The 23642-nt window shown below is 57.6% G+C and carries 16 protein-coding genes and 1 CRISPR repeat array (1 of these 17 running past the window's edge); of the genes, 5 read left to right on the forward strand and 11 right to left on the reverse strand.

Annotated features, from left to right (window positions below; genetic code table 11):
• Positions 1-2483: a CRISPR direct-repeat array (repeat unit 29 nt; unit sequence CGGCTCATCCCCGCTCGCGCGGGGAACAC); it begins 417 nt to the left of the window's first position.
• Positions 2484-2577: 94 nt separating this feature from the next.
• The 7 genes from cas2e to casA form a co-directional block, all read right to left on the reverse strand.
• Entirely contained in the window at positions 2578-2916 is a 339-nt protein-coding gene (cas2e, locus tag ACUXHH_RS05205; protein WP_458390962.1) for a type I-E CRISPR-associated endoribonuclease Cas2e, read from the reverse strand.
• A complete protein-coding gene (cas1e, locus tag ACUXHH_RS05210; RefSeq protein WP_458390963.1) occupies positions 2913-3854 on the reverse strand; it encodes a type I-E CRISPR-associated endonuclease Cas1e in 942 nt (313 codons plus the stop codon). The genes cas2e and cas1e overlap by 4 nt, the downstream gene beginning before the upstream one ends.
• Before the next feature lie 113 nt (positions 3855-3967).
• Positions 3968-4648, reverse strand: coding sequence for a type I-E CRISPR-associated protein Cas6/Cse3/CasE (cas6e, locus tag ACUXHH_RS05215; protein ID WP_458390964.1), 681 nt, complete (start codon positions 4646-4648; stop codon positions 3968-3970).
• A complete protein-coding gene (gene cas5e, locus ACUXHH_RS05220) occupies positions 4645-5397 on the reverse strand; it encodes a type I-E CRISPR-associated protein Cas5/CasD (RefSeq protein WP_458390965.1) in 753 nt (250 codons plus the stop codon). The genes cas6e and cas5e overlap by 4 nt, the downstream gene beginning before the upstream one ends.
• Positions 5397-6518, reverse strand: a complete 1122-nt coding sequence (cas7e, locus tag ACUXHH_RS05225) for a type I-E CRISPR-associated protein Cas7/Cse4/CasC (protein WP_458390966.1) — start codon at positions 6516-6518, stop codon at positions 5397-5399. The genes cas5e and cas7e overlap by 1 nt, the downstream gene beginning before the upstream one ends.
• Positions 6519-6547: 29 nt before the next feature.
• On the reverse strand, positions 6548-7162 hold the full coding sequence (gene casB / locus ACUXHH_RS05230) for a type I-E CRISPR-associated protein Cse2/CasB (protein WP_458390967.1): 615 nt from the start codon (positions 7160-7162) through the stop codon (positions 6548-6550).
• Positions 7155-8840 carry a type I-E CRISPR-associated protein Cse1/CasA gene (casA, locus tag ACUXHH_RS05235; RefSeq protein WP_458390968.1) on the reverse strand — a complete coding sequence of 562 codons (1686 nt, stop codon included), beginning with the start codon at positions 8838-8840 and terminating at the stop codon, positions 7155-7157. Before casA ends, casB begins: the two co-directional genes overlap by 8 nt.
• Before the next feature lie 378 nt (positions 8841-9218).
• On the opposite strand from casA, the gene cas3 reads away from it, so the two are divergent.
• A complete protein-coding gene (cas3, locus tag ACUXHH_RS05240; RefSeq protein ID WP_458390969.1) occupies positions 9219-12380 on the forward strand; it encodes a CRISPR-associated helicase Cas3' in 3162 nt (1053 codons plus the stop codon).
• A 117-nt stretch (positions 12381-12497) separates the two neighbouring features.
• Here the strand turns inward: cas3 and zapE are convergent, their stop codons facing one another.
• Positions 12498-13547 (reverse strand): cell division protein ZapE, encoded by a 1050-nt coding sequence (zapE, locus tag ACUXHH_RS05245; protein ID WP_458390970.1) that lies wholly within the window; start codon positions 13545-13547, stop codon positions 12498-12500.
• A 172-nt stretch (positions 13548-13719) separates the two neighbouring features.
• On the opposite strand from zapE, the gene ybaK reads away from it, so the two are divergent.
• The 4 genes from ybaK (at position 13720) to ACUXHH_RS05265 (ending at position 17002) form a co-directional block, all read left to right on the forward strand.
• Positions 13720-14220 (forward strand): Cys-tRNA(Pro) deacylase, encoded by a 501-nt coding sequence (gene ybaK, locus ACUXHH_RS05250; protein ID WP_005506356.1) that lies wholly within the window; start codon positions 13720-13722, stop codon positions 14218-14220.
• Positions 14221-14296: 76 nt separating this feature from the next.
• Entirely contained in the window at positions 14297-14788 is a 492-nt protein-coding gene (msrB, locus tag ACUXHH_RS05255) for a peptide-methionine (R)-S-oxide reductase MsrB (RefSeq protein WP_458390971.1), read from the forward strand.
• Between the two features lie 213 nt (positions 14789-15001).
• Positions 15002-16267, forward strand: coding sequence for an HRDC domain-containing protein (locus ACUXHH_RS05260; protein WP_458390972.1), 1266 nt, complete (start codon positions 15002-15004; stop codon positions 16265-16267).
• Positions 16268-16462: 195 nt separating this feature from the next.
• Positions 16463-17002 carry a Rieske (2Fe-2S) protein gene (locus tag ACUXHH_RS05265; RefSeq protein ID WP_458390973.1) on the forward strand — a complete coding sequence of 180 codons (540 nt, stop codon included), beginning with the start codon at positions 16463-16465 and terminating at the stop codon, positions 17000-17002.
• A 191-nt stretch (positions 17003-17193) separates the two neighbouring features.
• Here ACUXHH_RS05265 and dxs read toward each other — a convergent pair whose 3' ends face one another.
• The 3 genes from dxs to ACUXHH_RS05280 all read right to left on the reverse strand — a co-directional run bounded on the left by dxs (position 17194) and on the right by ACUXHH_RS05280 (position 23468).
• Positions 17194-19266: a 1-deoxy-D-xylulose-5-phosphate synthase gene (gene dxs, locus ACUXHH_RS05270; RefSeq protein WP_279790490.1), complete on the reverse strand. Its 2073-nt coding sequence runs from the start codon at positions 19264-19266 to the stop codon at positions 17194-17196.
• A gap of 225 nt (positions 19267-19491) precedes the next feature.
• On the reverse strand, positions 19492-21129 hold the full coding sequence (locus tag ACUXHH_RS05275; RefSeq protein ID WP_458390974.1) for a class I SAM-dependent RNA methyltransferase: 1638 nt from the start codon (positions 21127-21129) through the stop codon (positions 19492-19494).
• A 203-nt stretch (positions 21130-21332) separates the two neighbouring features.
• Positions 21333-23468 carry an APC family permease gene (locus ACUXHH_RS05280; protein ID WP_279790574.1) on the reverse strand — a complete coding sequence of 712 codons (2136 nt, stop codon included), beginning with the start codon at positions 23466-23468 and terminating at the stop codon, positions 21333-21335.
• Between the last annotated feature and the right edge of the window lie 174 nt (positions 23469-23642).

The following is a 23642-nucleotide window of genomic DNA, read 5'->3' on the forward strand; positions in this document are numbered from 1 at the left end:
GATTACGCCGCCAGGCTCATCCCCGCTCGCGCGGGGAACACATGACTGAATTTCAGTGCTCACGGTTTTGTTCCGGCTCATCCCCGCTCGCGCGGGGAACACTCGGGCCACATCAACGAATATATGACCAGCGGCGGCTCATCCCCGCTCGCGCGGGGAACACAGATCGCATCCTCCCTGGGTGCCGATTCGCTCGGCCTCATCCCCGCTCGCGCGGGGAACACAGGCGGAGCGTGTCAATATATGCGCTTACAGGCGGCTCATCCCCGCTCGCGCGGGGAACACTGACGGCGGCCTGCTGCGCGGTCACGCTTAGCCGGCTCATCCCCGCTCGCGCGGGGAACACGCCAGAAGATCTACCGCCCAACCAGCATTGTCCGGCTCATCCCCGCTCGCGCGGGGAACACGCCAGCGTTACCGCAGCCTTCATCTCCGGACTCGGCTCATCCCCGCTCGCGCGGGGAACACAAGACCTTGCAGCCGAAATGGTGGCCGGTGGCCGGCTCATCCCCGCTCGCGCGGGGAACACCATGCGAGCACTGCCGCCGCGTCGGCCCTCAGCGGCTCATCCCCGCTCGCGCGGGGAACACGCGGATACACCCGCCGCCCCGGTGAACGTGACCGGCTCATCCCCGCTCGCGCGGGGAACACAGCAGCGTCTCCACCTAATACAGAGGTGTGTTCGGCTCATCCCCGCTCGCGCGGGGAACACGACCTGTCGAGTCATACGCATAATTACGCCGCCGGCTCATCCCCGCTCGCGCGGGGAACACCCGTATTGGTGTTCGCTCTTGAAGTCGCCTTTCGGCTCATCCCCGCTCGCGCGGGGAACACAATCACGATAGGAACCCGTGCATCATTGCACTAGGCTCATCCCCGCTCGCGCGGGGAACACCTGGTTAGCGAGTCCATGACGGCGCGGGTGAGCGGCTCATCCCCGCTCGCGCGGGGAACACACGGACCCCGGCTACAACTTCCCCTGGGATTACGGCTCATCCCCGCTCGCGCGGGGAACACGGGATGTTGAGAGAATATCGGTGGATGCGACCCGGCTCATCCCCGCTCGCGCGGGGAACACGTTCATGCGCCGCCATACGCTGGTGCCGCCTGCGGCTCATCCCCGCTCGCGCGGGGAACACGTCTTTGGTGCCCGCACCTGGTGTGCGAGGCGCGGCTCATCCCCGCTCGCGCGGGGAACACATACCCATTCTCTGAGAGGAAATAGAGAATGTCGGCTCATCCCCGCTCGCGCGGGGAACACACCTCATCAACCCCATCGATTCTGATTCGGAGCGGCTCATCCCCGCTCGCGCGGGGAACACGACAACCAGCGTTTCGAGAAGGTCTGCGAGTTCGGCTCATCCCCGCTCGCGCGGGGAACACTTCCTGATTGAGCGCGATCTGCTTGCCGTGCACGGCTCATCCCCGCTCGCGCGGGGAACACTTCGTCAGCGTTCGCGCCGCAGCGTCACACAGCGGCTCATCCCCGCTCGCGCGGGGAACACCTTCCGCAACGCAGAGGAATACTACGGCATCACGGCTCATCCCCGCTCGCGCGGGGAACACTCCGAGTCCACGGCGTAAATGAGGGTGAACCGCGGCTCATCCCCGCTCGCGCGGGGAACACGTAGAAAAACTTCACGTTTAGGGGTTTGCCTGCGGCTCATCCCCGCTCGCGCGGGGAACACCCGCCGGGTTCCAGCGCGTGCATGATGCGGTACGGCTCATCCCCGCTCGCGCGGGGAACACTGGATGTGAACGCCTGGGTTTTCGCCGTATTCCGGCTCATCCCCGCTCGCGCGGGGAACACCGCCATAACCACAATGCAGAAGAGATTCACGACGGCTCATCCCCGCTCGCGCGGGGAACACGACAGCGGAGCGGGCGCGTTATCAATACCAGCTGGCTCATCCCCGCTCGCGCGGGGAACACTTTTTCTTCGCGTTCCTCAAACCATTTTTGAGCTGGCTCATCCCCGCTCGCGCGGGGAACACGTAAGGCGGTGCCGCGCCTGTGGACGCGGCCGCTGGCTCATCCCCGCTCGCGCGGGGAACACGCGCGTACCTCGTCCTCATGTGCGCTAAATGAAGGCTCATCCCCGCTCGCGCGGGGAACACTTGCGAGGAGCTGATCTTGGGTCAGAGTGCTCAGGCTCATCCCCGCTCGCGCGGGGAACACGCCATGCATTCCTGCCTATTCACGGCGCACCCCGGCTCATCCCCGCTCGCGCGGGGAACACGCCGTACATGTTGTGAGTGGGGAAATAGATACCGGCTCATCCCCGCTCGCGCGGGGAACACCCGGGTTTCGTAAATCGTGGGGGTGGTGATGTCGGCTCATCCCCGCTCGCGCGGGGAACACTACGGGGGTGTTGCGCTTCTTGCACTCACGGACGGCTCATCCCCGCTCGCGCGGGGAACACTGTACAACACCAAAGCGAATGGGGTGAAGCAGCGGCTCATCCCCGCTCGCGCGGGGAACACACTTGCTGACATGGGGATTTACCCCCTACATCAGCAAAATAGAATCACTTTGGAGCCAGAGCCTGCATCCAGAATACACGATAAGCAGCCGCTACTAACCCCTGCGAGCACGGCGATACTTACTCGCCTTACTCCACCCAGATTTCGGCACCGTTTTACGAACCACCGGACGATAAATCAGCTTCACACCCTCAAAATCCACAGGCTCCCAATCCGCATTATTCACCCGAAACTCAAGCCGCTGCTCATTATCCGCCGGAAACACCATCGTTGCCTTACCAGCACCACCCGACTCCAACACACGGGCCCACAACTTCTCACGAATCCTGGCGCTCACACGACCAACAAACACACCAGGATTAATCTCCAAAAGCCACTTCGTCAAATCACCACGAAGACTCACCGGACAAGCAGACAACACAATCACAATCATGACTCATCTCCAGAGAAATTCACACGCGCCGTAGTACCTCCCGTGTGCTCATCCCACAAAAGCATCTCAGTACTATCAAGCATCTCCTCAGGAACCTCCTCAGACAACAGAAGCCGCTGAATATCACGCACAGCCCGCTCCATCACCTTCTCAGAACGAATACGGTCACGCACCGCCCTACGCGTCACAGACCCAATATCCATCCCCTCCGTATAGCCAGAAACCACCTCAAACGCAGCAGGAATCGTAACCTCCGCTTTATACAAATCAGCAATGTCATACACAAAAGAAGAAGCATGCCCCGTATGCACAAAACCCAGCCCAGGCGCACACCCCAAAGACACAATCGCCGCATGAACAATCCCATACAACGCAGCATGAGCAGCCGACAACGCCTGATTAATCGGAGACCCATCACAAAAATTGTTCGGATCATATTCACGGCGCTCCCACGGAACACCAGTCCGCTCAGACCACTGCCTATACACAGAACGCACCCTCGCGCCTTCCCTACCGCGCAGTTGCTGCATCGTCAGCTCGCTCGTATCCTCGCCAGGAAAACGCCACTGATACATCATGCGCGCCACAGCCAAACGGCTCCGCGTATTCGACACCAGCTTCGCCTGAGCAATCAACAGACGCGAAGAACGCGCCACAGACTTGCCGCTCGCATAATAACGAACACCCTGCTCGCCAACCCACACTACAGTCGTGCCGCACTCCCCCAATAAAGCCATCGCCTGATGAGTAATACGGGTACCCGGCCCCAACAGCAAAGCGCTCAAACTCGCAGCAGGGCAATGAACCACGCCCTCTTCCTTCACAAACGTCACCGCACTATCCGCACGGGAAATCATCGCATGCTCCACATACACAAAACTCAAACGGTCAGAACTACGAAACAGCTCAGACGAGCTCGGAGGAATAGCCCCCTGCATGATCTTCTCCTATGAACATCAACGTGCCAGCATCGGCACAAAAAGTATGAGTGAATAAAGAAAGGGCGGGGCACTATCACACAGAACAGTCCCCCGCCCTTCACCCGCATTACCTAGCGGGACAGAGGCGCCAACGTCAGAAGGCCCATACCGTACGCCTTACCTCTGCCCATACCGGAAAGCAGAGACTGACGGAACAGCTCAACATCAGTGATGCGAAGAGCACCATCAAACTGAGCCTTACGGTGAGTCACCCTACCAACCTTGCCATCAGCATTACGGCGGGCAAACGCAAGGTCCTGACGAGAAGAAACCATCGGGCACTCCTCAATATCCTGACCTTCAACAGTAGGAATTACCTCAAATCCCCACTGCGGAGCACGCTCACGAATCCATGCCTGCTGCTGCTCGGCCGTCACGTGCGGGAACACTTCACGCTTACCCGTCTGCTTATTCGTGTGACGCTTCACAGGGTTTGCGGCAAGACGGAAAGCCCACTCCTGACCGTTCTCCAGCTTCGCCAGCAAACGGCCATAATGAGCGCTCTCACCAGGGCGAGTCTGCCAACCAGCCTGCTCCACAAGGGCCGAAAAATCAGGCTTCTCAGGGCTCAACATGTACAGAACCGGAGCATGCTTAGACTCATCCAAACGCCACAGGATGCGACCCTCAGAATAATCCGTATCCGGCGGCAAAGTCGCCATCACGGCTGCATGCATCGCCTGCGGGCTACGCAACAACTTCCACGCACCACGACGCCGCGGATTAATCATGAAACGAGAAAAATACGTCACGCTTCCATCACCGCCTTCATGTAATCAGGCTCAGAATCCTGGGCAGAAGAGCTCTTCGCAGAAGCCCCTTCCTCCGTGTTCTGTGCAAGCTGATCTTCCTTGACATTAACGAGGACAGGCTCAACCGATACAACCTCACGCGAAGCATACTGACGATGCTCCGGGCTGAAACTCACCGGAATATCCTGAACCAAATCACCACGCTCACCAGGTATTGCATCACGCAGGATGCGCAACGCTACCGGGCTCGGAAAATCCTTACGACGATACTCAGGAACCTGCCACTCCAACGAATGCAGAGCTTCCTCAGCAGACTCCTCAAGGATGCCCAGGACAAGGTCGTAACCAGCCGGGCATGCGCGCCGCCCAAGATACAGAGGATACACGGGCTTCTTCAACGCAGACTCAATAGTCTCCAGCTGTTCACGTTCACCTTCCAGAGCCACCACAAAAACAGCATCCGAAAGGTACATACGAGTCGAAAGAGAAGCCGCACCATTCGGGCTTTTAGCCCAATTCTTAGCGGTCTGATAGTCACGAATCAGGGTACCCGAGGCATCCGTACGCACCGCGAACCTCAACGAAACCAGGTCGTCAACCGGCTCATTACGCGAGCGCCCCAAGGCTGCAGCAACCATTCCAATCACGCCAGATTTACTCGGCTCATGTCCGGCATCACGGCGACGGAAACGGCTCTGAGTGCCCCATGACTGCAACGGCCCGCTCATCTTCAAGAGCAGGGTAGGCATTAGGACTCCTGAGAGGTGAGAGCAGTCAGCTGAGTTTCCAGGGACTCCAACAGACCCTTCAAAGAAACAGACTCGCCAAGATCAGCCAGTTCTTTCTTGAGGTCACCCAAAGCCAGAACGTACGAAGCGACAGGCTTGTAACCATATGCTTCTTCAATGTTCTTAGCCTCAGATGCGAGCGCACGAGCTGCAGCCACGCGGCGTCCCTCAACCTCGGTAATAGCCTTCTCGAAGGCGTTCACGTAGGAGATGGGGCGGTCGTTGCGAACGGTTACGATAACCGCGTCAGGCAGGGTGCGTGCGGCGAAAGAATTCTGCTTACCGGTAGGCATAGAATTGATGAACGCGCGGACAAACGCCAGGGTTGCTTCAACGCTTGCAGAAGTATCACCCAGGTTAGCGTTCAGTGCATCCAGGTTGATGTTGGCGTAGCGGTAGAAGGTGCTTGCCGCCATCTCAATGGTGCCGATCATGCCCGCACCGTTCGAGTCATCGGAAGAACGAACGACGTCATCCACTGCAGTGTAGTAGTCAAAATCGGGTTCGGAACCGTGAACGCTCAGAGCGTGTGCTACCTGGCATGCGGCGTCAACGTTGAAGTCGGCTGCTTCTGCCAGCATACGACCGAAGAGAGCAATATCAACGCTGTGGTTGGTGTCAAGGATTTCCTTAACATCCTTCGCAACGAGCTTCTCGCCGTTAGCGTCAATAATTGCCTGTGCCAGCTTGTCAATCTGCTGGTTACTCAGCAGAATCAGGTAGCCAGAAACAGCGCGGCCTGCTTCTTCGTCTTCCTTTTTCTTAGGCTTCTCCAGCTTAATCTTTGCTGCCTTGAACGCCTCAACGACAGCCGTCTCAGCCTTCTCAGCATCGAACTCGGGCGCAAGATCCAGGATACGTGCCACTACCTTGTCAGCAACCAGGCGGGTACGTACACCCAGCTTCGAGCGGTCAAGGTGCGACTCAAAATCGCGGCGAATAACGGACTTCCAAGCCTGGCTGGAAACACGCTGACGCTGAACGCCGCCAAAGAAAGCGGATTTGGGGCTGCCGGTGTCGTCACGGTTAATGTTCGACGGGGGCAGGGTCTGCAGGGCGTGGATGTCGACGAAAGTAGTCATGATTTTTTTCCTTCTTTCAGGGGTAATAGTTACTTAGTGGTTTTGTTCGCAGCAGCGCGAACAGGGATGAGCCCGTAGGAGAAGTCACGGTTCCAGCAGTACAGCACCTTCTGACGCGTCGTAGGGTTCATAAGATACATGTAATCCACCGCAAATCGACCGTAATCAAAGGCAATACCTTCGGAACGGAGCAGAGTAATCAGACTACGCAAGTAATGCTGGCGAGCGTTCTCCGTCTGAGCGGTCAGCAGAGAATCAAAACGCTTCTTCATCGAAGAAGTAGTCTGACTAACCAAGCGACCGACTGCCTGTCCAAAAGAAACACCTGCAACATGCATAGGCTGGTTCTGCGACTGCTGATGCAGAGCAAAAAGAGTCAAAGCAGTGTACGTGGCATTCTCCGCGTTACTTGGCTGGTCGCTCTTGCCTCGGTACTCTTCAGGGATACCTTCAGTACCGTCTTCCTTCTCCAAGACGAATCCCCAAAGCTCAGGATGAGCCAAGGGCGGTTCGCCCGTTCCACGGCGAAGCTTCGCCAGCTGTGCAGTAGCAGATGAAACACCGCTACTCTTCTGGTGGTAAAGGCGCATCACCTTTGCAGCGATAAACTGCTGCAGGTCATTCTGCGCAGTACGGTCACTCATTAGTGTCCTCCTGAGGTGAGTGAGAGGTAGAGGCTTGATAAGCCAAAGGGATAATCTTACGCAGACGCGCATGGAGCTGCCGTTCTGCGTGAGCGACACTGTAAAGAACTTCGTTCCCCGAAAGATCCTTACCAAAGAAACCAAGCATAGCCTTGGGTCCTGCACTATCGATAAGGATGTTCACTTCATGCTGGATAGCGGTACGCACTAGACGCTGCCATTCTTCCTTCCTAGCGGAGATGTCCTCTGTTGCCCCCTGACCTGCAAGCCAGAGGCGGAAAGACACTTCCATACGGTTAAGTACGGCTTCGGTAGCATCTGCACGGAATTCATATTCCCGACCTGCGGCACGCAACAAATTACCCGCGAACTGTCCCAGAGCAATTGCTGCGTCCATAGTTGCCTGAATATTTTCACGCACCATCTGGGAGGTGCTCACACCTTCATCAGTCAGCAGAGAAAGCTCAAGGGTCATCGAGTCAGAAATAATGTTCTCAATCACGGCACTCTGGTTGCCGTATTCAACACCTACCAGCTGAACCTGCACCTCCGCATCAGTCGGAAAGTACCTTCCCGAACCCAGCTGACGAATCACAGGAGCAGGCTTATTCTGCTTCTCAGATTCCGGGGTGAGACGAGTCAGCAGAGCATCAGCGCCACGCCACAGGGTACGTTCAGCCGAATGAGCCTGAGGCATCCACACCTGTTCAGTCTTCGACGACTGATTCTTGCTGTAGCGATAACCCGTCAGAGGGTCAGTATAGGTATTGCGGTCAAACCATTTATCACCATTAGCAACAAGGACCGAAGTTACGCGCTCGCCGTCATGATGCAGACGGATACGACGTGACTGCCAGGTCAAAATCTCGCACATGCCGTTCGCGGGCACCGGCTGATCCTTGTACTGAGCCGCAGGACCACCAGTGTACGCACGCGGTGCTGCGGTATCAGGCTCAGCGCGCTCCCATACCGGGAGGTCAAGCGCAAACGACTCTTCATCAGTCAGCTGCCCATAGTCGAGGCTGTACAGCAGGGTTTCCATGATGTTGGCACCGTGAACAATCACCTTACCGGTGGTGCCGTACCAGCCAACACCCAGAGGGTAGCCCTTACCGCCTTTAACACGGGGGTCACCCACTGCGCCAGATTTAATACCGGAATAATCCCAGGCTTGAATCGTCAGCAGGTAGCGTGCTGCCTCGGCAAAGCTCAGAGAGTCCAAGGTTTTTTCAGCACGAACCGAGAAGTACTCGCTCTCCGAGTCCAAAAGCAAGCGACTAACGGGTTTCGTGTCTCCCTTAGCCGTGTGCAAATCATGCACCTGCATAAAGGGGCGGTCACCACCTACCAACCAGAAACGGTCCTTAAAAATTTCAAGGTATCCCAGAACAGCAGCCAGATTGTCAGCATCAGGCTCTCGCATCTGGCGAATCCAGGGAGCCGCACCACCAAAGGTCTTAACGCCTTCGCTAAGAAAAGTGGCACGCGCAAAGATAATGAGTACAACACCCAAGATTGCAGTATCCGTCAGCGGGTTATCCGTCTGAATTCGGTCAATCTCATACACCCGCTTGAAATAATCACGCAGAGACAGCTCGACCACTTCGCCCGACTTAAGTCGTGCATGAATCCATGCTTCATCTACAAGATTGAACCTAGGTTCTTCTTTAGTAACCATTCCCACTCCTTTCTTCTTTGAAATCAGCTCCTTGTCGAATGACGAACAAGCGAGCAGAATATCGGACTCAGGTCCACAATGAGAGTAGACCAGGTAATTAAGCCTTGTCAGGGGGTTCTTGGTGGACCTCCAGTGGCTTGATAATTCCACTATAGGAGTAGCAAAAAGGTTAAGTCAAGTAAATCTACCAATTTATTAATACCTTTGATATTTATAAGGTGTAGAGTAAAATCTGAAGCAACGGAAGCAGAATCCCCGCTAGCGCGGGGACCACATCAACCAATTTTATAAATACTGGCTCATCCCCGTCTGCTTCGGGGAACATACGCCTCGCATCACAGTAAGGCACACACTATTCTACCGTTATAGGAGGAACCCATGGCACCGAGCTCCAACCAACTTTCAACACCTGAAACGGCATCATTCTGGGCAAAAACAGGAGACAATGACTCCCCTACCCGCGGCCTCTCCCTCGTTCAGCACATGCTCGACGCCGGTTCTGTTGCCGCCCGACTCTGGGATACATGGCTCGCTCCCGGTCTGCAGAAGCGATTCAGTGAGCACCTCCACCTTTCCATGGAAGATACACGAGCGCTCGTATGCTGGCTCGCTGCCACCCACGATATGGGTAAGGCAACCCCAGAATTCTCCGGGCAACTCGATGCGCGACGCGACGAAAACCTCGCTATATACCGTCAGCGTATCGAGCAGCAGGATTTTGAGTTCCCCGAAGACCTGGTGACCCCCACTAGCAGTATGCGCTGCCCCCACAGTAAATACAGTCAAAGCATCCTCGCTCACTTGCTCACGAACAATGTCGAGAGCATGCCGAGTGAAGTTGCTGTAACTCTCGCAAGCATTTCCGGCGCGCACCACGGCACGCCTGCAGACTATCTCCCTGCCTCCACAGATTTGAGCAATGTCATTTTGGAGCGCCTCTCCTCCCAATGGCATGCAACCTGGCAGGAACTCTACGACATCACCCTGGAACGTTTCGGTGCATCCTCGGCGCTACAGCAGCTAGCACAGCACGGACAGACCATCCCCATCTCCGTGCAATTCTGCATTACCGGTTTCGTCATCATGTCAGACTGGATTGCTTCAAACCCTGATTTCTTCCCCATGGGAACCTTCGGTTCGGCCGAGCAGGAACAGCGAGCGCGCATCGGTTGGCAAGCGCTCGGGCTTGAACAGCGCTGGACCGCCGCACTGGATACCAACCCCGACACCCCTGCAGCTGATCTCTATACTTCCCGTTTTGGGTGGCAGAATCCCACCCTACGCCCAATGCAGGAAGTCGTAGTCGAAGCGGCACGCTCCATGCAAAGCGGCGGCATGATGTGCATCGAAGCACCCATGGGTCAGGGTAAAACCGAAGCCGGTCTCATCGCTGCAGAGTTTCTTGCGCAGGCGACTGGACGCACCGGAGTAGCCTTCGCGGCCCCAACCCAGGCAACATCGAATGCTCTCTTTGACCGTGTTATAGAATGGGTGAAATACCAGACAAACATTGTGGCGCAAGAACACGGCGGATCTCTTGAACCACACTCTATGTTCCTGGGCCACTCCAAGAATCGTTTCAACAAGTCCTATGAGGCGCTCTCTAAAGCAGATATTTTCGATGAGTCTTCTGCCTCTAAACAAGAAAACAACCGAAAAACACTACGCCCCGGAACGTCTCTAGCACGACACAGCTGGCTCAGCGGTACCAAGAAGGGGCTCCTCTCCAGCTTCGTTGTGTGTACCATCGACCAGGTTCTCATGACTGCCCTGCAAGCACGGCATGTGATGCTCCGATACTTTGGGCTTGCGTCTAAGGTCATCATCATTGATGAGGTTCACGCCTACGACGTATACATGAGCCGGTATCTCTCTGCTGCGCTCTACTGGCTGGGTCAGATGAATGCGCCCGTCATTCTCATGTCCGCAACCCTGCCGTCAGCTACTCGTGATGATCTCATGGAGAGCTATGCCAATGGTCTAAAAATTGGGGCGGAGCCGCAGCACAAGGCGCCTGCATCTTCATCGGCACCCCAGAATGACATGATGGCGCGAATGATGGCGAATATTGCGAAAAATCAGGCACCTTCAACGCCTGCCGTGACTGAAAATTCTCCTCTTGATTTGGATTACCCCGTCATTCACACGCTCACCGCCGAAGATAACGGAACACCTAAGAAATGGAAGGTTGAACAACCCGTAGAGCAAACCGAAATCGAGTTGAAGCTCATTGATGACAGCCCCGAAAGCGTCCTGAAGGTACTCGAACCGCTCGCCAATGACCACGGATGCGCCGCAGTCATCTGCAACACCGTTGGACGAGCCCAGGAAATGCACGCCTTCCTGAGTGGACAGTTCGGCGAAGAGCACGTAATCCTCACGCACTCTCGCTTTACCGCCACACACCGCGCTGAGCAAGAAGAAATTCTTGTCTCCAAGCTCGGCAAGAAGGCACACTACAGCAAAGCTGAGGGGGAGGATCCTTCGCGCCCGCACAGCCTCATTGTGGTGGGTACGCAGGTCATCGAGCAGTCGCTTGACCTGGACTTTGACGTAATGATTACCGACTTCGCGCCGGTCGACCTGGTACTTCAGCGCATGGGACGTCTACACCGTCACGATAGCCGCAACAACTCAGAACGCACCCCCGCATACCGCAAGCCGGTGTGCTACGTGCGAGGAGTTGAAACTTTCGGCTCACACATTGAGGCACCCGACTTCCCTCGTGGATCGAAGGCAGTCTATGAGCCGATGATTCTGCTCAGCAGCTACGCACAGCTACTCCCCCACTTCGAGGGTGAACCTATTCGAATTCCTACGGACATTAGTCCTCTGGTACAGAAGACCTATCAAGAAAATACATCTGCTGAGATTCCTAGTGCTTGGGCAGAAGTCTACGAGAGCGCCAAGCAGGAGTGCGATAAGGTTAAGGAACAAGCCAAGGTCCGAGCTAAAGGCTATCTACTCTGTGCACCTGATGGTGACCAGCACACCATGGCGGACTGCATGAAACGTCTCCTTAAGCCTGATGACTTGCGATTCTCTGACGAGCAAATCGGTGAGGCGAAGGTTCGCGACACCGATGCATCCCTGGAAGTTATCGCAATCGTTGTAGAACGGAACCAACCGGGCAATACCAAGAGCGCGATTAAAAGCTACTGGCTCTTGCCTTCCATCAACGGCACAGACGAGGCTGATTCTCTCCGCTTTGACGCTTCAGCCGATGATCCACCGACTTACTGGCAGAGCATGCAACTTGCGGCTTCATCGATTCGACTCCCCTACCAGTACTCAGATGCACCCAACCACCGCATCAAGAGTGGGAAACAGAGTGGGAAACTCCGGTTCGACGTTGCACTCGACCGGTTGGAGAAGGAACGCATCGAGAGCTGGCAGAAATCATTCATGCTGGAGGGGCAGCTCATCCTGCCCTTCGAAGAGGTCGAAGCAGGCATGTACTCGTATAAACTCTGCGATTACGAACTCGTGTACAGTCCCCAGCTAGGCTTGCAGAGCTTCAAGCTTGATAACGAAGACTAGTCAAAGACAAACAAAGACCCCCGCCGGATCCTCTCATGGAGCATCCGGCGGGGGCCTTTACTATATAAACTTTTCGGCGCAGTTCACGCTGCCCAGTTTCGCAGCGTCAGGCGGCGGCTACTCAGATTCGCCGAGCATGCCCTCACGAGCCAACGCAGTCAAACGAGACACCGCACGGAAATACTTCTTCTGATAACCACCAGCCAGCATCTCCTCAGTAAACACCTTGTCAAAAGGCACACCCGAAGAAACAATCGGCAAGTCCTTGTCATACAGGCGGTCAGCCAACACCACAAAACGCAACGCCACCGACTGCTCAGTAATCGGGTGAACATTACGCCACGCAATACCACCTAAGCCATCAATCAGCTGACGGTAACGCGACGGGTGCACCTTCGCCAGATGCTCCACCAGGTCAGCGAAGTTATCAATGCCAACAGTCTGGCCGCCGAACACTTCCTCAACCTTCGTATCAAACGCATCATCAGCAACAGGCTCCGGCGCGGCAGGCAGGCCACGGTGACGGAAATCCTCACCATCCACACGGTGCACCTCAAACTGCGAAGCAAGCACCTGAATCTCACGCTTAAAATCCTCAGCCGCGAAACGGCCCTCACCCAGTGCACCAGGCAGCGTGTTTGAGGTCGCCACAAGCTTCACGCCAGCATCCGCCAGCTCACGCATCAGACGAGACATGAGCACAGTATCACCCGGATCATCCAGCTCAAACTCGTCAATACACACCAGCTTGTAGCTGCTCAACGCCTCAACCGTCTTACGGAACGTCAACGCACCCACCAGGTTCGTGTATTCCACAAAAGTACCGAACGCCTTCGGGCCATCCACGTAATGCCACAGCGACGCCAACAGGTGAGTCTTACCCACACCAAAACCGCCGTCAAGGTACAGGCCAGCCTTCGTCGAATCCTTCTTCTTGCCACCAAATAGGCGACCAAAGAAACCGGCACCAGCACCGCCACCATTAATCTTGTCGCCAAAATCCTTCAGCTTCTGCACGGCCTCAGCCTGCGACGGCTGATTCGGGTCGGGAATATAGCTATCAAAAGACACTTCACCAAAACGCTCAGAGGGTCGGAAACCCGCCAGCAACTCATCAGCAGAAACGCGAGGGATGCGGTCGGTCAAGTGTACGGTCGTGGTGGGCACAAAAACTCTTTTCTTCAGTGACGGCGATGTGACATTCGCTTTAAGTGTAGTACTGTCTAACACCCCGCGTGAGCCTCATGAGTTGCCCGCCACATTACGGGCATGAGGAGGGGCGGCGGCAGGATCATAAACGCACCCCACAGTGCATGGTGACTTCCGTAAAATGGTGTCTATGGCTAAGAAAACTAAAGGTAAGAAGAGTGGCGCAGCAACCGCCGCCGTAGCGTTGCTGACCGAGACGAATACCCCCTTCCAGATGCGCGAATACGAGCACGTTGAGGGTGTCACCTCCTTCGGTGAAGAGGCCGCGAAGAACCTCGGCGCCTCCGAGGAACAGGTGTTCAAGACCCTACTGATTGTGCACGAGAAGGATTTCGCGGTCGCAATCGTGCCGGTGTCTGGCAAGCTGAACATTAAGGCAGCCGCCGCTGCTCTGGGGTGGAAGAGCGCCTCCATGTGCGACCCGAAGGTCGCTGAGCGCCGCACCGGCTACGTGGTGGGCGGTATTTCTCCGCTGGGTCAGAAGACTCCCTCCCCCACCCTGCTGGATGAGTCTGCGCAGCTTTTTGACACGATTATGGTCTCTGGCGGTAAGCGCGGCCTGGATGTTGAGCTCGCCCCAGACGACCTACTGAAGCTGACCAACGGCAAGTACGCTGATATCCGCGCGTAGCGGGAATAATCCGCCCAGCCGCGGCGTTATGTGAGCTGTAAGAGCCTGAGCATGAGAGCAAACTGAAGGAGTCATGATGGGCAACTCATTACCCGGCGTGGGTGCTATCGCTAAGAACTGGCGTGAAGTTCTCAAGCCTGAAGAGTACGCTGTTCTACGTGAGGGCGGCACCGAGCGCGCATTCACTGGCGAGTACTGGAGCACCCACACGGAGGGTGTGTATTCTTGCCGTGCTTGCGGTACGGAGCTGTTCCGTTCTGGTGAGAAGTTCGATTCGCATTGTGGTTGGCCGTCGTTTTTCGCGCCGCTGGCCGAGGATCGTGTGCGTTACCTGGAGGATACGACGTTCGGTATGCGCCGTGTGGAGGTGCGTTGCGCCGCCTGCGATTCGCACCTGGGTCACGTGTTTGAGGGTGAGGGTTACCCAACTCCAACGGATTTGCGATATTGCATTAATTCGGTGTGTTTGACGCTGACCCCGGCTGGTGAAGCACAGCCCGGTGAGGCCCCGGCTGGTGATGCTCCGGTTGACGAGGCGCCAGCTGACGAGGCGGAAACCGCCGAATAAAGCCCGGCGATGACCCCAGCGGGAACACCGGTGAACCCCTTATTATGAGTCTCTCTAAATTCGAGGCTTTAAGCTCGGGCGGGTAGAATGGCGTAGTGCCTTCGCGTGCACGCCACCCCGCCAGGGCTTATATTTGCTTGGGTGTACGCCTACCCGGGCATCTGGCGCATCATATGGGCGCGTCGAACCAGACAGAGGAAAGGGATTGAGTGCATGAGTACCGCAGCTGAACAGAATGCCGCAGGCACCCCTCAGCTGACCCTTCACGGTATCGAAGTTCCGGATGTTGTTCCTCTGGAGGCCCCTTCCTCACCGATTCCGACTCTCATCACCACTGAGAGCGGTCTGCATCGTGCCGCTGAGCAGTTGGCCGCGGCGTCCGGCCCGGTCGCTATTGATACGGAGCGTGCCCAGGGCATCCGCTACGGTTCACGCGCCTTTTTGGTGCAGCTAAAGCGTGAAGATCAGCTGTACCTGATTGACCCTGAGGCGTTTAAGGATTTGCGCATTATTAACGATGCTTTGGCGAATGCTGAGTGGGTTATTCACGCCGCAATTCAGGACTTCCCGAGCCTAGACATGCTCGGTATGCGCCCGAACCGCCTGTTTGATACGGAGCTTGGTGCGCGCCTGGCCGGTTTGGAGCGCGTGAACCTGGGTGCGACCGTTGAGGAGCTGCTCGGCTATAAGCTGGCGAAGAAGCACTCGAAGGAAGACTGGTCGCGCCGCCCCCTGCCGGAGTCGTGGCTGAACTATGCGCTGCTGGACGTTGACGTGCTCATTGATTTGCGTGACGCGTTGGAGGATTTGCTCCGCCAGCAGGGCAAGCTGCAGTACGCCCTGGAGGAGTTCGAGTACCTGTGCAAGACCCCGGTGAAGGATCCGATGGATCAGCCGGAGCGTTGGCGTAAGACGAAGGGCCGCACGATGTTGCGTTCCGTCAAACAGCTGACGGCACTGCGTAACCTGTGGCATGAGCGTGACTCGCTGGCACGTAAAAAGGACGTCGACGCGAAGCGTCTGCTGCCTGACTCTGCGATTGTGGAGGCGGCACGCATCATGCCGCGTAACGTTCCCGCCATCATGGCGATTCCCGGTTTTCAGACGCGCGGTCTGCGTCGTGAGGGCCCGCGCTGGGTGCGTGCTATTGCCGCGGCGGCACGCGGCGAGAACGCCGTACCGTTCACTTTGCCGTCGACTGCCCCGCCACCGTTGAAGGCGTGGGAGTCCAAACGCCCCGAAAACTTGGTGCTGTTCACCGAGGTTCGTCATGCCATTGATGAGCTCTCGGAGAAGCTGACTATTCCGGCGCAGAACCTGATTACGACCGATTATGTTCGCCGCCTCTGCTGGGAGCCACCGGCTCGTTTTGACGAGCAGACCCTGGGAGATGCACTCGCCGAGTACGGTGCGCGTCCGTGGCAGACGGGGCTGGTTGCCCCCGTGATTGCGCCGATTTTTGCCCGCCATCTAGGGTAGCTTTCACTAATGCTAAATAGACGTGTGCCGGTTGGGTGTGTTGCTGATGCGCCCACCCGACCGGCATTTTGTGTGCCTCGGAAGTTTGCCTCAGAAATTTGTCTCGGGAGCAATACAAACCAAGCTTAGCCTGCTCTCATTCGCTTTTTATCCTAAACCGGCTTAGGGTGGAGAGAGTACACGAAAGGACCCACCATGCCCGCACCCAACGGATGCTGCCGCTCTCAGAAGGCATACTCCTCGCCCACTGCATCTGCCGCCATCGAATCTAATGCTGTCGATACCGTAGCAGCTACCGCCGAGACTGAATCTTCTGCGCGCGTCCTCTCCCGACGCGCAACCCTCGTCACCGGTGCCGTCGCGTCCGGTGCCCTACTTGCTTCCTGCGCTGAGGAGGACTCCGCCGTCACCGCACCTGAAGGTACCATTGAGGTAGGTTCTGCCTCCGCTGTGGGTGTGGGCAAGGCGGCGCGTCTGACCCATGGCTCCACGACTGTTATCGTGTCACAGCCCTCTTCAGGTGAATACAAGGCGTTCAGCACCGTGTGCACCCACCAAGGTTGTCAGGTACAGGTGCAGGACTCCAACCGTATCGTGTGCCCCTGCCACGGCTCCGAATACGCCGTAGCTGACGGCTCAGTAGTGCACGGCCCTGCGGAGGCGCCTCTGACCAGCTACCCGGTGCAGGTGAAAGGCGGCAAGATTTTCGTCAGCGGCACTACTAACAATTCCTAAAACCACTACTTCTCATGCTCATAAGCTCAGGCACTGGCCGATAGTGCCCCGTATAGTGGATACCGCATAGTGCATACAGCAAAGCCCCGCCCATCACAACTGATGGGCGGGGCTTCTGTCTGCCTATGCTGTCTATTATTGAGAATCTACCGCTGAGAGCCGATGGCTGAGGGAAGCGCAGACCGGAATATCTAGCGGGTGTGGCGCGGCTTCTGGCCCTCTTCACGAGCGAATGGAACCTTATCGCCAGCCAGCTGCGCACGCAGGTCAGCGATAATGGTTTCCGCAGTCAGGCCGACCTCTTCCAGAATCTGCTCGCGGGAAGCGTGCGGAATGAACTCCGCCGGAAGACCCAGCTCGCTCAGCGCGGTATCCACACCGGCCGCACGCATTTCCTGGCGGATGCGTGAACCCACACCGCCGGAACGTACGCCGTCCTCAATGGTCACCACAATGCGGTGATCACGCGCTAACTCAATAACCGAAGACGGCACCGGCATCACCCAGCGCGGGTCAACCACGGTGGACTGGATACCCTCGGCGGCAAGCACCTTCGAGGCTTCCAGGGCCACACGGGCCATAGCACCAACAGCGACGAACAGCACATCACGCTGGCCGGTCTCCGGGTGGGGTTTATCGGTGCGTGCCAGCACATCCACGCCGTCGTTACGACGTTCCAGGGCGGGAATGTCCTCGCCCACGGAGCCCTTCGGGTAGCGAATCACGGTCGGTGCATCGTTGATAGCTACAGCTTCACGCAGCTCTTCGCGCAGGGTCGCACCATCACGCGGAGCCGCCAGGTGCAGACCCGGAATGAACTGCAGCATCGCCAAATCCCACATACCGTGGTGGCTTGCGCCGTCTGGACCGGTAATACCGGAGCGGTCCAGCACCACGGTCACGCCCGCCTTGTGCAGAGCAACGTCCATGAGCAACTGGTCAAAGCCACGGTTCAGGAAGGTTGCGTAGAGGGCAACCACCGGGTGCATACCGCCGTACGCCAGGCCGGCACTCATCGCCACGGCGTGCTGCTCAGCGATACCTACGTCAATAACGCGCTCGGGGTGGCGCTTCTGAAATTCGCGCAGACCCACGGGAATGAGCATCGCGCCGGTAATACCGACAACGTTCTCCTGCTCATCAGCAATATCCGCGATTTCGCGGCCAAAAACGCTGGTCCACGATTCAGAGGTGCTGGTCGAAACATCCTCACCGGTCAGCGGGTCAATCTGGCCCACCGCATGGAACTGGTCGTCCTCATTCGCGCGGGCAGGCGCGTAACCGTGGCCCTTCTCGGTAATGGCATGCACAATCACCGGGCCGGCGTAGTTCTTCGCCGCGGTCAGTGCGTTCTCCACAGCCTGCTGGTCGTGGCCGTCAATGGGGCCCACGTACTTCATGCCCAGGTCTTCAAAAATACCCTTAGGTACGACAACGTCCTTAATGCCCGCCTTCATGCCGTGCAGACCGCGGTACACCATCTGACCGACGGGGCCGCCACGCTGTAGACCGATACGCACAGCATCCAGGGCGTTGTCATAGCGGTGGTCAAGGCGCACGCGATCCACCTGCTGCTGCACACCGTGCTTGAGCTCAGACAGCTGGTTTGCGAAACCGCCAATAGTCGGCGCGTAGGAGCGGCCGTTATCGTTGACCACAATCACGACCTTGCGGGTGCGGTCGGCAGCAATATTGTTTACAGCTTCCCACGCCATGCCACCGGTCAGCGCGCCGTCGCCAATGAGAACCACGGTGTAGCGGTCATCTTCGCCGTTAAGCTTATGCGCGCGAGAAATACCGTCAGCCCACGAAATCGAGCTGGAGGCGTGCGAAGAAGCAATAATATCGTGTTTAGATTCGTCGCGATCCGGGTAACCCGACAGGCCTCCCTTCTGACGCAGAGTCTTAAACGCGTGACGACCAGTCACCAGCTTATGCACATAGGACTGGTGGCCGGTGTCGAAAAGAATATTGTCCTTAGGAGATTCGAAGACACGGTGAATGCCGAGAGTCAGCTCCACAACGCCCAGGTTCGGACCCAGGTGACCACCGGTTGCCGACACATTCGTCACGATGAACTGGCGAATTTCCTTAGAGAGCTCCTCCAACTGCTCGTAGCTGAGGTTCTGCAGGTCTGCCGGGGACTGAATACCCGGGAGCAACTTGGCAGTGGCACCATCGCCAATGCTGTAGTCAGCGGTGGGTGCGCCACCGGGGACGCTATTCGGGGTCTCCTCCTGCGGCAATGCGTTTTCAGCGGACATACACCCACACTCCTCAAGGTTGGGGCACGGCTCATTCCGTGCGTTGGTTCTTCAATGATTCTACCGTTTACAGTGCCAAAAAGCAGATTTATGCTCCCGCAGAGCAAGACGCACCGGATTGAGCGAAAACAGCCTGAAATAACCCCTAGTGGGTAGGCTGGTGAACAGCCCAACCCGCCCAACACAGCAATTATGTGCTTCTTTGTAACGGCAACTAGTTGCACGCTACGTGGTGCGGCGGCGGCGCGGACGAGGCTTCGCCGGGGCACGCTCAAAAAGCGCCACCGACTCCACATGATGCGTATTCGGGTACATATCAAAGGCCCGAAGCTGCACCATGTCCCAACCCAGCTCACGCAAAATACCGGTGTCACGCCCCAGGGATGCCGGGTCACATGCCACGTACAGAATACGTTTGGGGTCCAGCGCATCCAGGCGTTCCAGGGTGGTTCGGTTCGCACCCTCACGGGATGGATCAAGGACCACCGCATCAATAGCGGGGATTTCACCAAACTCAAGGGCGGTCTTCAAATCGACCAGGTGGCGTGCCACGTCGCCACGAATCACCTCAATACGGGTGTCCGCAGAGTTTTCCGTGCGAGAACAACCATCAGGCGCGAAGTTCGAGCGGGCATCCTTATGGGTCACCGGGGAACCCTCAATGCTGATGACGGTACCCGTCGCACCCACGGCATCTGCGAGCGCGGCGGTGAACAGGCCCGCGCCAGCGTACAGGTCGAGGGTGCATTCACCTTCCTGCGGGCGGAGCATGTTGAGCATGGCTCCGACCATGGTGGAGGGGGCGGCGCGGTGAATCTGCCAGAAGCCGCCGGCAGACACCTGGTAGCTGAATCGGCGGGAGCCGAAGGTGACTTCTTCGGTGACGGAGCGCAGGCCCGCGCCGAGCAGCTGGTCGCCTTCGGGTACGCGGCGGTAGGGGCTGTGGGCGGAGCCGGGGCGGCGGCGCTTGGGCTTGCCATTCGAGGTGGACTGCGGGGTGAAGAAAAGGGAGATCTTGCGCTTGGCGAGCAGTCCCCAGGCGTCGGATGCCTGCTGTTCGATGTCCTTGGCGACTTCTTCGATGGAGAAACGCGGGTCAACGATGAACTGCAGAAGGATCCTGCCTCGGGAGGAGACGGTTGCCTCGACTTCGCGTACGCCGCGCAGGTTCAGCCGCTCAAGCTCCAGGTTACGCAGTTCGGGTGCGGCGAGGGGAAAGTCTATGACCGGTACGGGCTGGGAGGCACGGTAGGGGTGCATGCCGACGCGCCAGGTGACGACGGGGCTCTTCTTGCCGCTGTTCTTCTGGTCGCTGGGCTGGGTGCGGACCTTGGTCACGTTGTAGCGCACGCGGGTACGCCAGGACAGGCCTTCGTTGTTATCGCGCAGGGGTAGCTCTTCAACGATGAGGTTGGTCAGCAGGGGTGATTCGAGGGGCAGGCCGCCCAGCCGGTTGATTTGGGTGCGGACAATATCGGTCTTGTAGTGTCGCTGCTCGGCCAGGCTGATGTGGCCATATTCCATGCCGCCGAGCAGTTCGGGTACGCCGGTTGCTGTGGCGCGTTCCTCTTCAGTGGCGAGCGCATCCGCCTGAATCCAGGGGTGGGGGCGGCGTTCCAGGGAGGGTACGGATACGGAGATGACGTCTGCGAAGTAGAAGCGGCGCTTGGGGCCGATTGCGGTGATGCGCACTTCTGCCTGTTCGCCGACGATGCCGTGACGCACGAAGATGACGCCCTGTTCGGTACGCGCTACGAAGGCGCCGCCGTGCGCGGGTGCCTCACAGGTGACGGTGAGGGTCTGCCCGACGCTGTATCCGTCTACGTTGTTGGAGGCGGCAGGCGTGGTAGCAGTGTGGGTCACAGCATTGTCTCCTAAAAGAATCACTTAATGTGAACTATTTTACACCCGATTGTGCCTTCGCTCCGGTTCCGACGCCCCCGCAAGGGGTGCCTCATCCATTGCAAAAGGCAAAGTCCAGGCGTTATACGGGGTGTTCAAGCAAAGTTGCAGGGCAATTGACCGGGCAGGGCGCTGGGCAATTATTTCTAGGCACCAGGCGATTATTACGGCTGGCGTTTCTTCTCGCTCACCACCGCTTCCGCCTCGTGCAGGCGGCCGCGGTACACCGCGTGGCGGTTGCTCTGAATCAGTTCACGGCCGCCACCGGCAGAACGAGTAATCTTCGGGGCAACAGATGCCGTTGGGGCCTCTGCTTCTACCGTTGATTCTTCGCTTTGTAAACGCTGATCAAAATTCTCATCATACACCTCATCCTCATGCATCGCCCAGGGCACGGTGGCCGTCATGACGCCCGGCTCGTGCAGAAGCGCCCGCTTGAGGAGGCGCACCGTGCGGCGGTGCAGAAGACGCTGCCACCAGTGCTTCACCACGAATTCCGGCAGGTACACCACCAAAATATCGCGGGGTGACTTCTTGCGGCGGCGGCGAATATACGAGACGACAGCATCCACCGTGTCACGGTACGGCGAGTCAATGACCGACAGCGGCACCGGAATACCGAGGGCGTACCAGCGCTTCTTCACGATCTCCAGGGCAGCACGGTCGTTGTTGACCGTCAGCGCCTCAATCGTGGAGGGGCGACCGGCACGCGCATAGGAGAGGGCACGAACCGCCGGGCGGCGCACACGCTCCACGTACACGATGGCGTGCACACGCGAAGGCAGGGCTGCCACATCCGCAACGGATTCGGCGTTCAGGGAGACGTCCAGGGCGGCATCCACCGCATCATAATGGCGGCGAGTCACAACCATACCTCCAACCATCAGGGCAATCATTCCAAGGGAAAGCCACGCACCGGCGGCAAACTTCGTCACCACGACGATGACCAGCACCACGGCGGTCACGACCACTCCCACCGCAGAGACAGCAATATCACGAATCAGGGCGCGGCGCGGTATCTGCGCGAGAGTAATACGCAGCAGGCGTATGCGGTAGCGCACCACCGCCAGCTGCACCATCACCATGGACAGGCACATGCCCACAATGTACAGCTGAATCAGCGAGTACACATCCGAACCGAAAATGGTGGTGAGGAAAATTGAGAATGCCGACAGCGCCAGCACACCATTCGCGTACAGCCCGCGTGATTCCACGCTGCGGAAGAAGACCGGCAGGTACTGGTAATCAGCCAGGGACGAGGCAATCATCGGGAATCCCGTAAACGCAGTCAGCGAGGCGATAATCAGCACGCCCACCGTGGCAAACACCAGCAACTGCGCGAAGAACGGAATACCCTGATAAATCGCCAAAGCCACTTGATACAGCGCCGGCTTCTGGTGGAAGTACTCCCCTGGCGTGTGCCCGTCAATGAACAAAAAACGGGTCGTATCGTGCACCATGTGCACACGGGTTGCCGCCGCAAAACCGAGCAGGCTCACCAGCAGGACCGAGGTAATCACGCCCATCAGCATCATGGTGACCGCCGCATTATATTTCTTCGGGCGGCGGAAATACTTCACAGAATTAGAGATCGTAGAAACACCCGAGAACGCCACCACACCTGCGGAGAAAGAACGCGCCAGAAGCAATACCAGCGCCAGCCCTTCCAGGGCATAATCGTGGTATTCGGGGGCAATCACGTATGTAGCCGATTCAGCCAGCGGCAGAGTACCCATGGCGGCACGAATCCAACCCACAATGAGGGTGACCCCCAACAACGCCAAGAAAACGTACAACGGCCAGTACGCAATCTTTCCCAGCAATTGCACACCGCGCAACGCAAACAGCGTCAGAGCAACAATGAGCAGCACCGCAATGAGGGTGCGCCAATCCTGAATCTGCGGGTACAGCGCCACCAAAAACGAGGACGCCGAAGACATCGAAACCGCCACCGTGAGCATATAGTCCATCAGCGAGGATGCGCCCATCACAATCGAGGGTAGCGCACCCAGCTTGTGGTGCACCAGCTGAATATCGCCCTCGGAGGCAATCTGGTTAATGTTGTACCGGTAGGTACCAATCACCAGCAGACCCACCATCGCTACACCCAAACCAATCCAGGGCGAAAAAGCGAGCGCAGAGGCACCCGCAGCGGCAAGGGTCAGAATCATCTGGTCGGCAGCGTAGGCGACCGAGGAGATACCGTCGGTGCCGAAAAGAGGCAGAGCGTAACGCTTCGGCAGGTTAACAGCCGAAAGATTTCGCGTGCTGACCGGCCTGCCGGTCAGGGCGATGCGCATCTTATCCCAACGATTCTTCACGCTGTTAAGGCTATAGGTCACAGCTTCAAAGCTCAATTTTATTCAGCCGAATAGTGGGCATGGCGAGCGGAATATCACGGAGCATCGGCGCGGAACCTCACCCGCCCATTACACTGGTAGAGGTAGGCGGTAACGCCTTATCGACACAAAACA

This window comes from Rothia sp. 110740021-2, assembly GCF_054263775.1.

Excerpts from the sequence above, each read along its gene's own strand:
- ACUXHH_RS05260 (WP_458390972.1), top strand. The coding sequence starts at position 15,002 with ATGAGTACCGCAGCTGAACAGAATGCCGCAGGCACCCCTCAGCTGACC.
- casB (WP_458390967.1), bottom strand. The coding sequence starts at position 7,162 with ATGAGTGACCGTACTGCGCAGAATGACCTGCAGCAGTTTATCGCTGCA.
- casA (WP_458390968.1), bottom strand. The coding sequence starts at position 8,840 with ATGGTTACTAAAGAAGAACCTAGGTTCAATCTTGTAGATGAAGCATGG.
- msrB (WP_458390971.1), top strand. The coding sequence starts at position 14,297 with ATGGGCAACTCATTACCCGGCGTGGGTGCTATCGCTAAGAACTGGCGT.
- cas3 (WP_458390969.1), top strand. The coding sequence starts at position 9,219 with ATGGCACCGAGCTCCAACCAACTTTCAACACCTGAAACGGCATCATTC.
- cas2e (WP_458390962.1), bottom strand. The coding sequence starts at position 2,916 with ATGATTGTGATTGTGTTGTCTGCTTGTCCGGTGAGTCTTCGTGGTGAT.
- dxs (WP_279790490.1), bottom strand. The coding sequence starts at position 19,266 with ATGTCCGCTGAAAACGCATTGCCGCAGGAGGAGACCCCGAATAGCGTC.
- cas7e (WP_458390966.1), bottom strand. The coding sequence starts at position 6,518 with ATGACTACTTTCGTCGACATCCACGCCCTGCAGACCCTGCCCCCGTCG.
- ACUXHH_RS05280 (WP_279790574.1), bottom strand. The coding sequence starts at position 23,468 with ATGCGCATCGCCCTGACCGGCAGGCCGGTCAGCACGCGAAATCTTTCG.
- ybaK (WP_005506356.1), top strand. The coding sequence starts at position 13,720 with ATGGCTAAGAAAACTAAAGGTAAGAAGAGTGGCGCAGCAACCGCCGCC.
- ACUXHH_RS05265 (WP_458390973.1), top strand. The coding sequence starts at position 16,463 with ATGCCCGCACCCAACGGATGCTGCCGCTCTCAGAAGGCATACTCCTCG.
- cas5e (WP_458390965.1), bottom strand. The coding sequence starts at position 5,397 with ATGCCTACCCTGCTCTTGAAGATGAGCGGGCCGTTGCAGTCATGGGGC.
- cas1e (WP_458390963.1), bottom strand. The coding sequence starts at position 3,854 with ATGCAGGGGGCTATTCCTCCGAGCTCGTCTGAGCTGTTTCGTAGTTCT.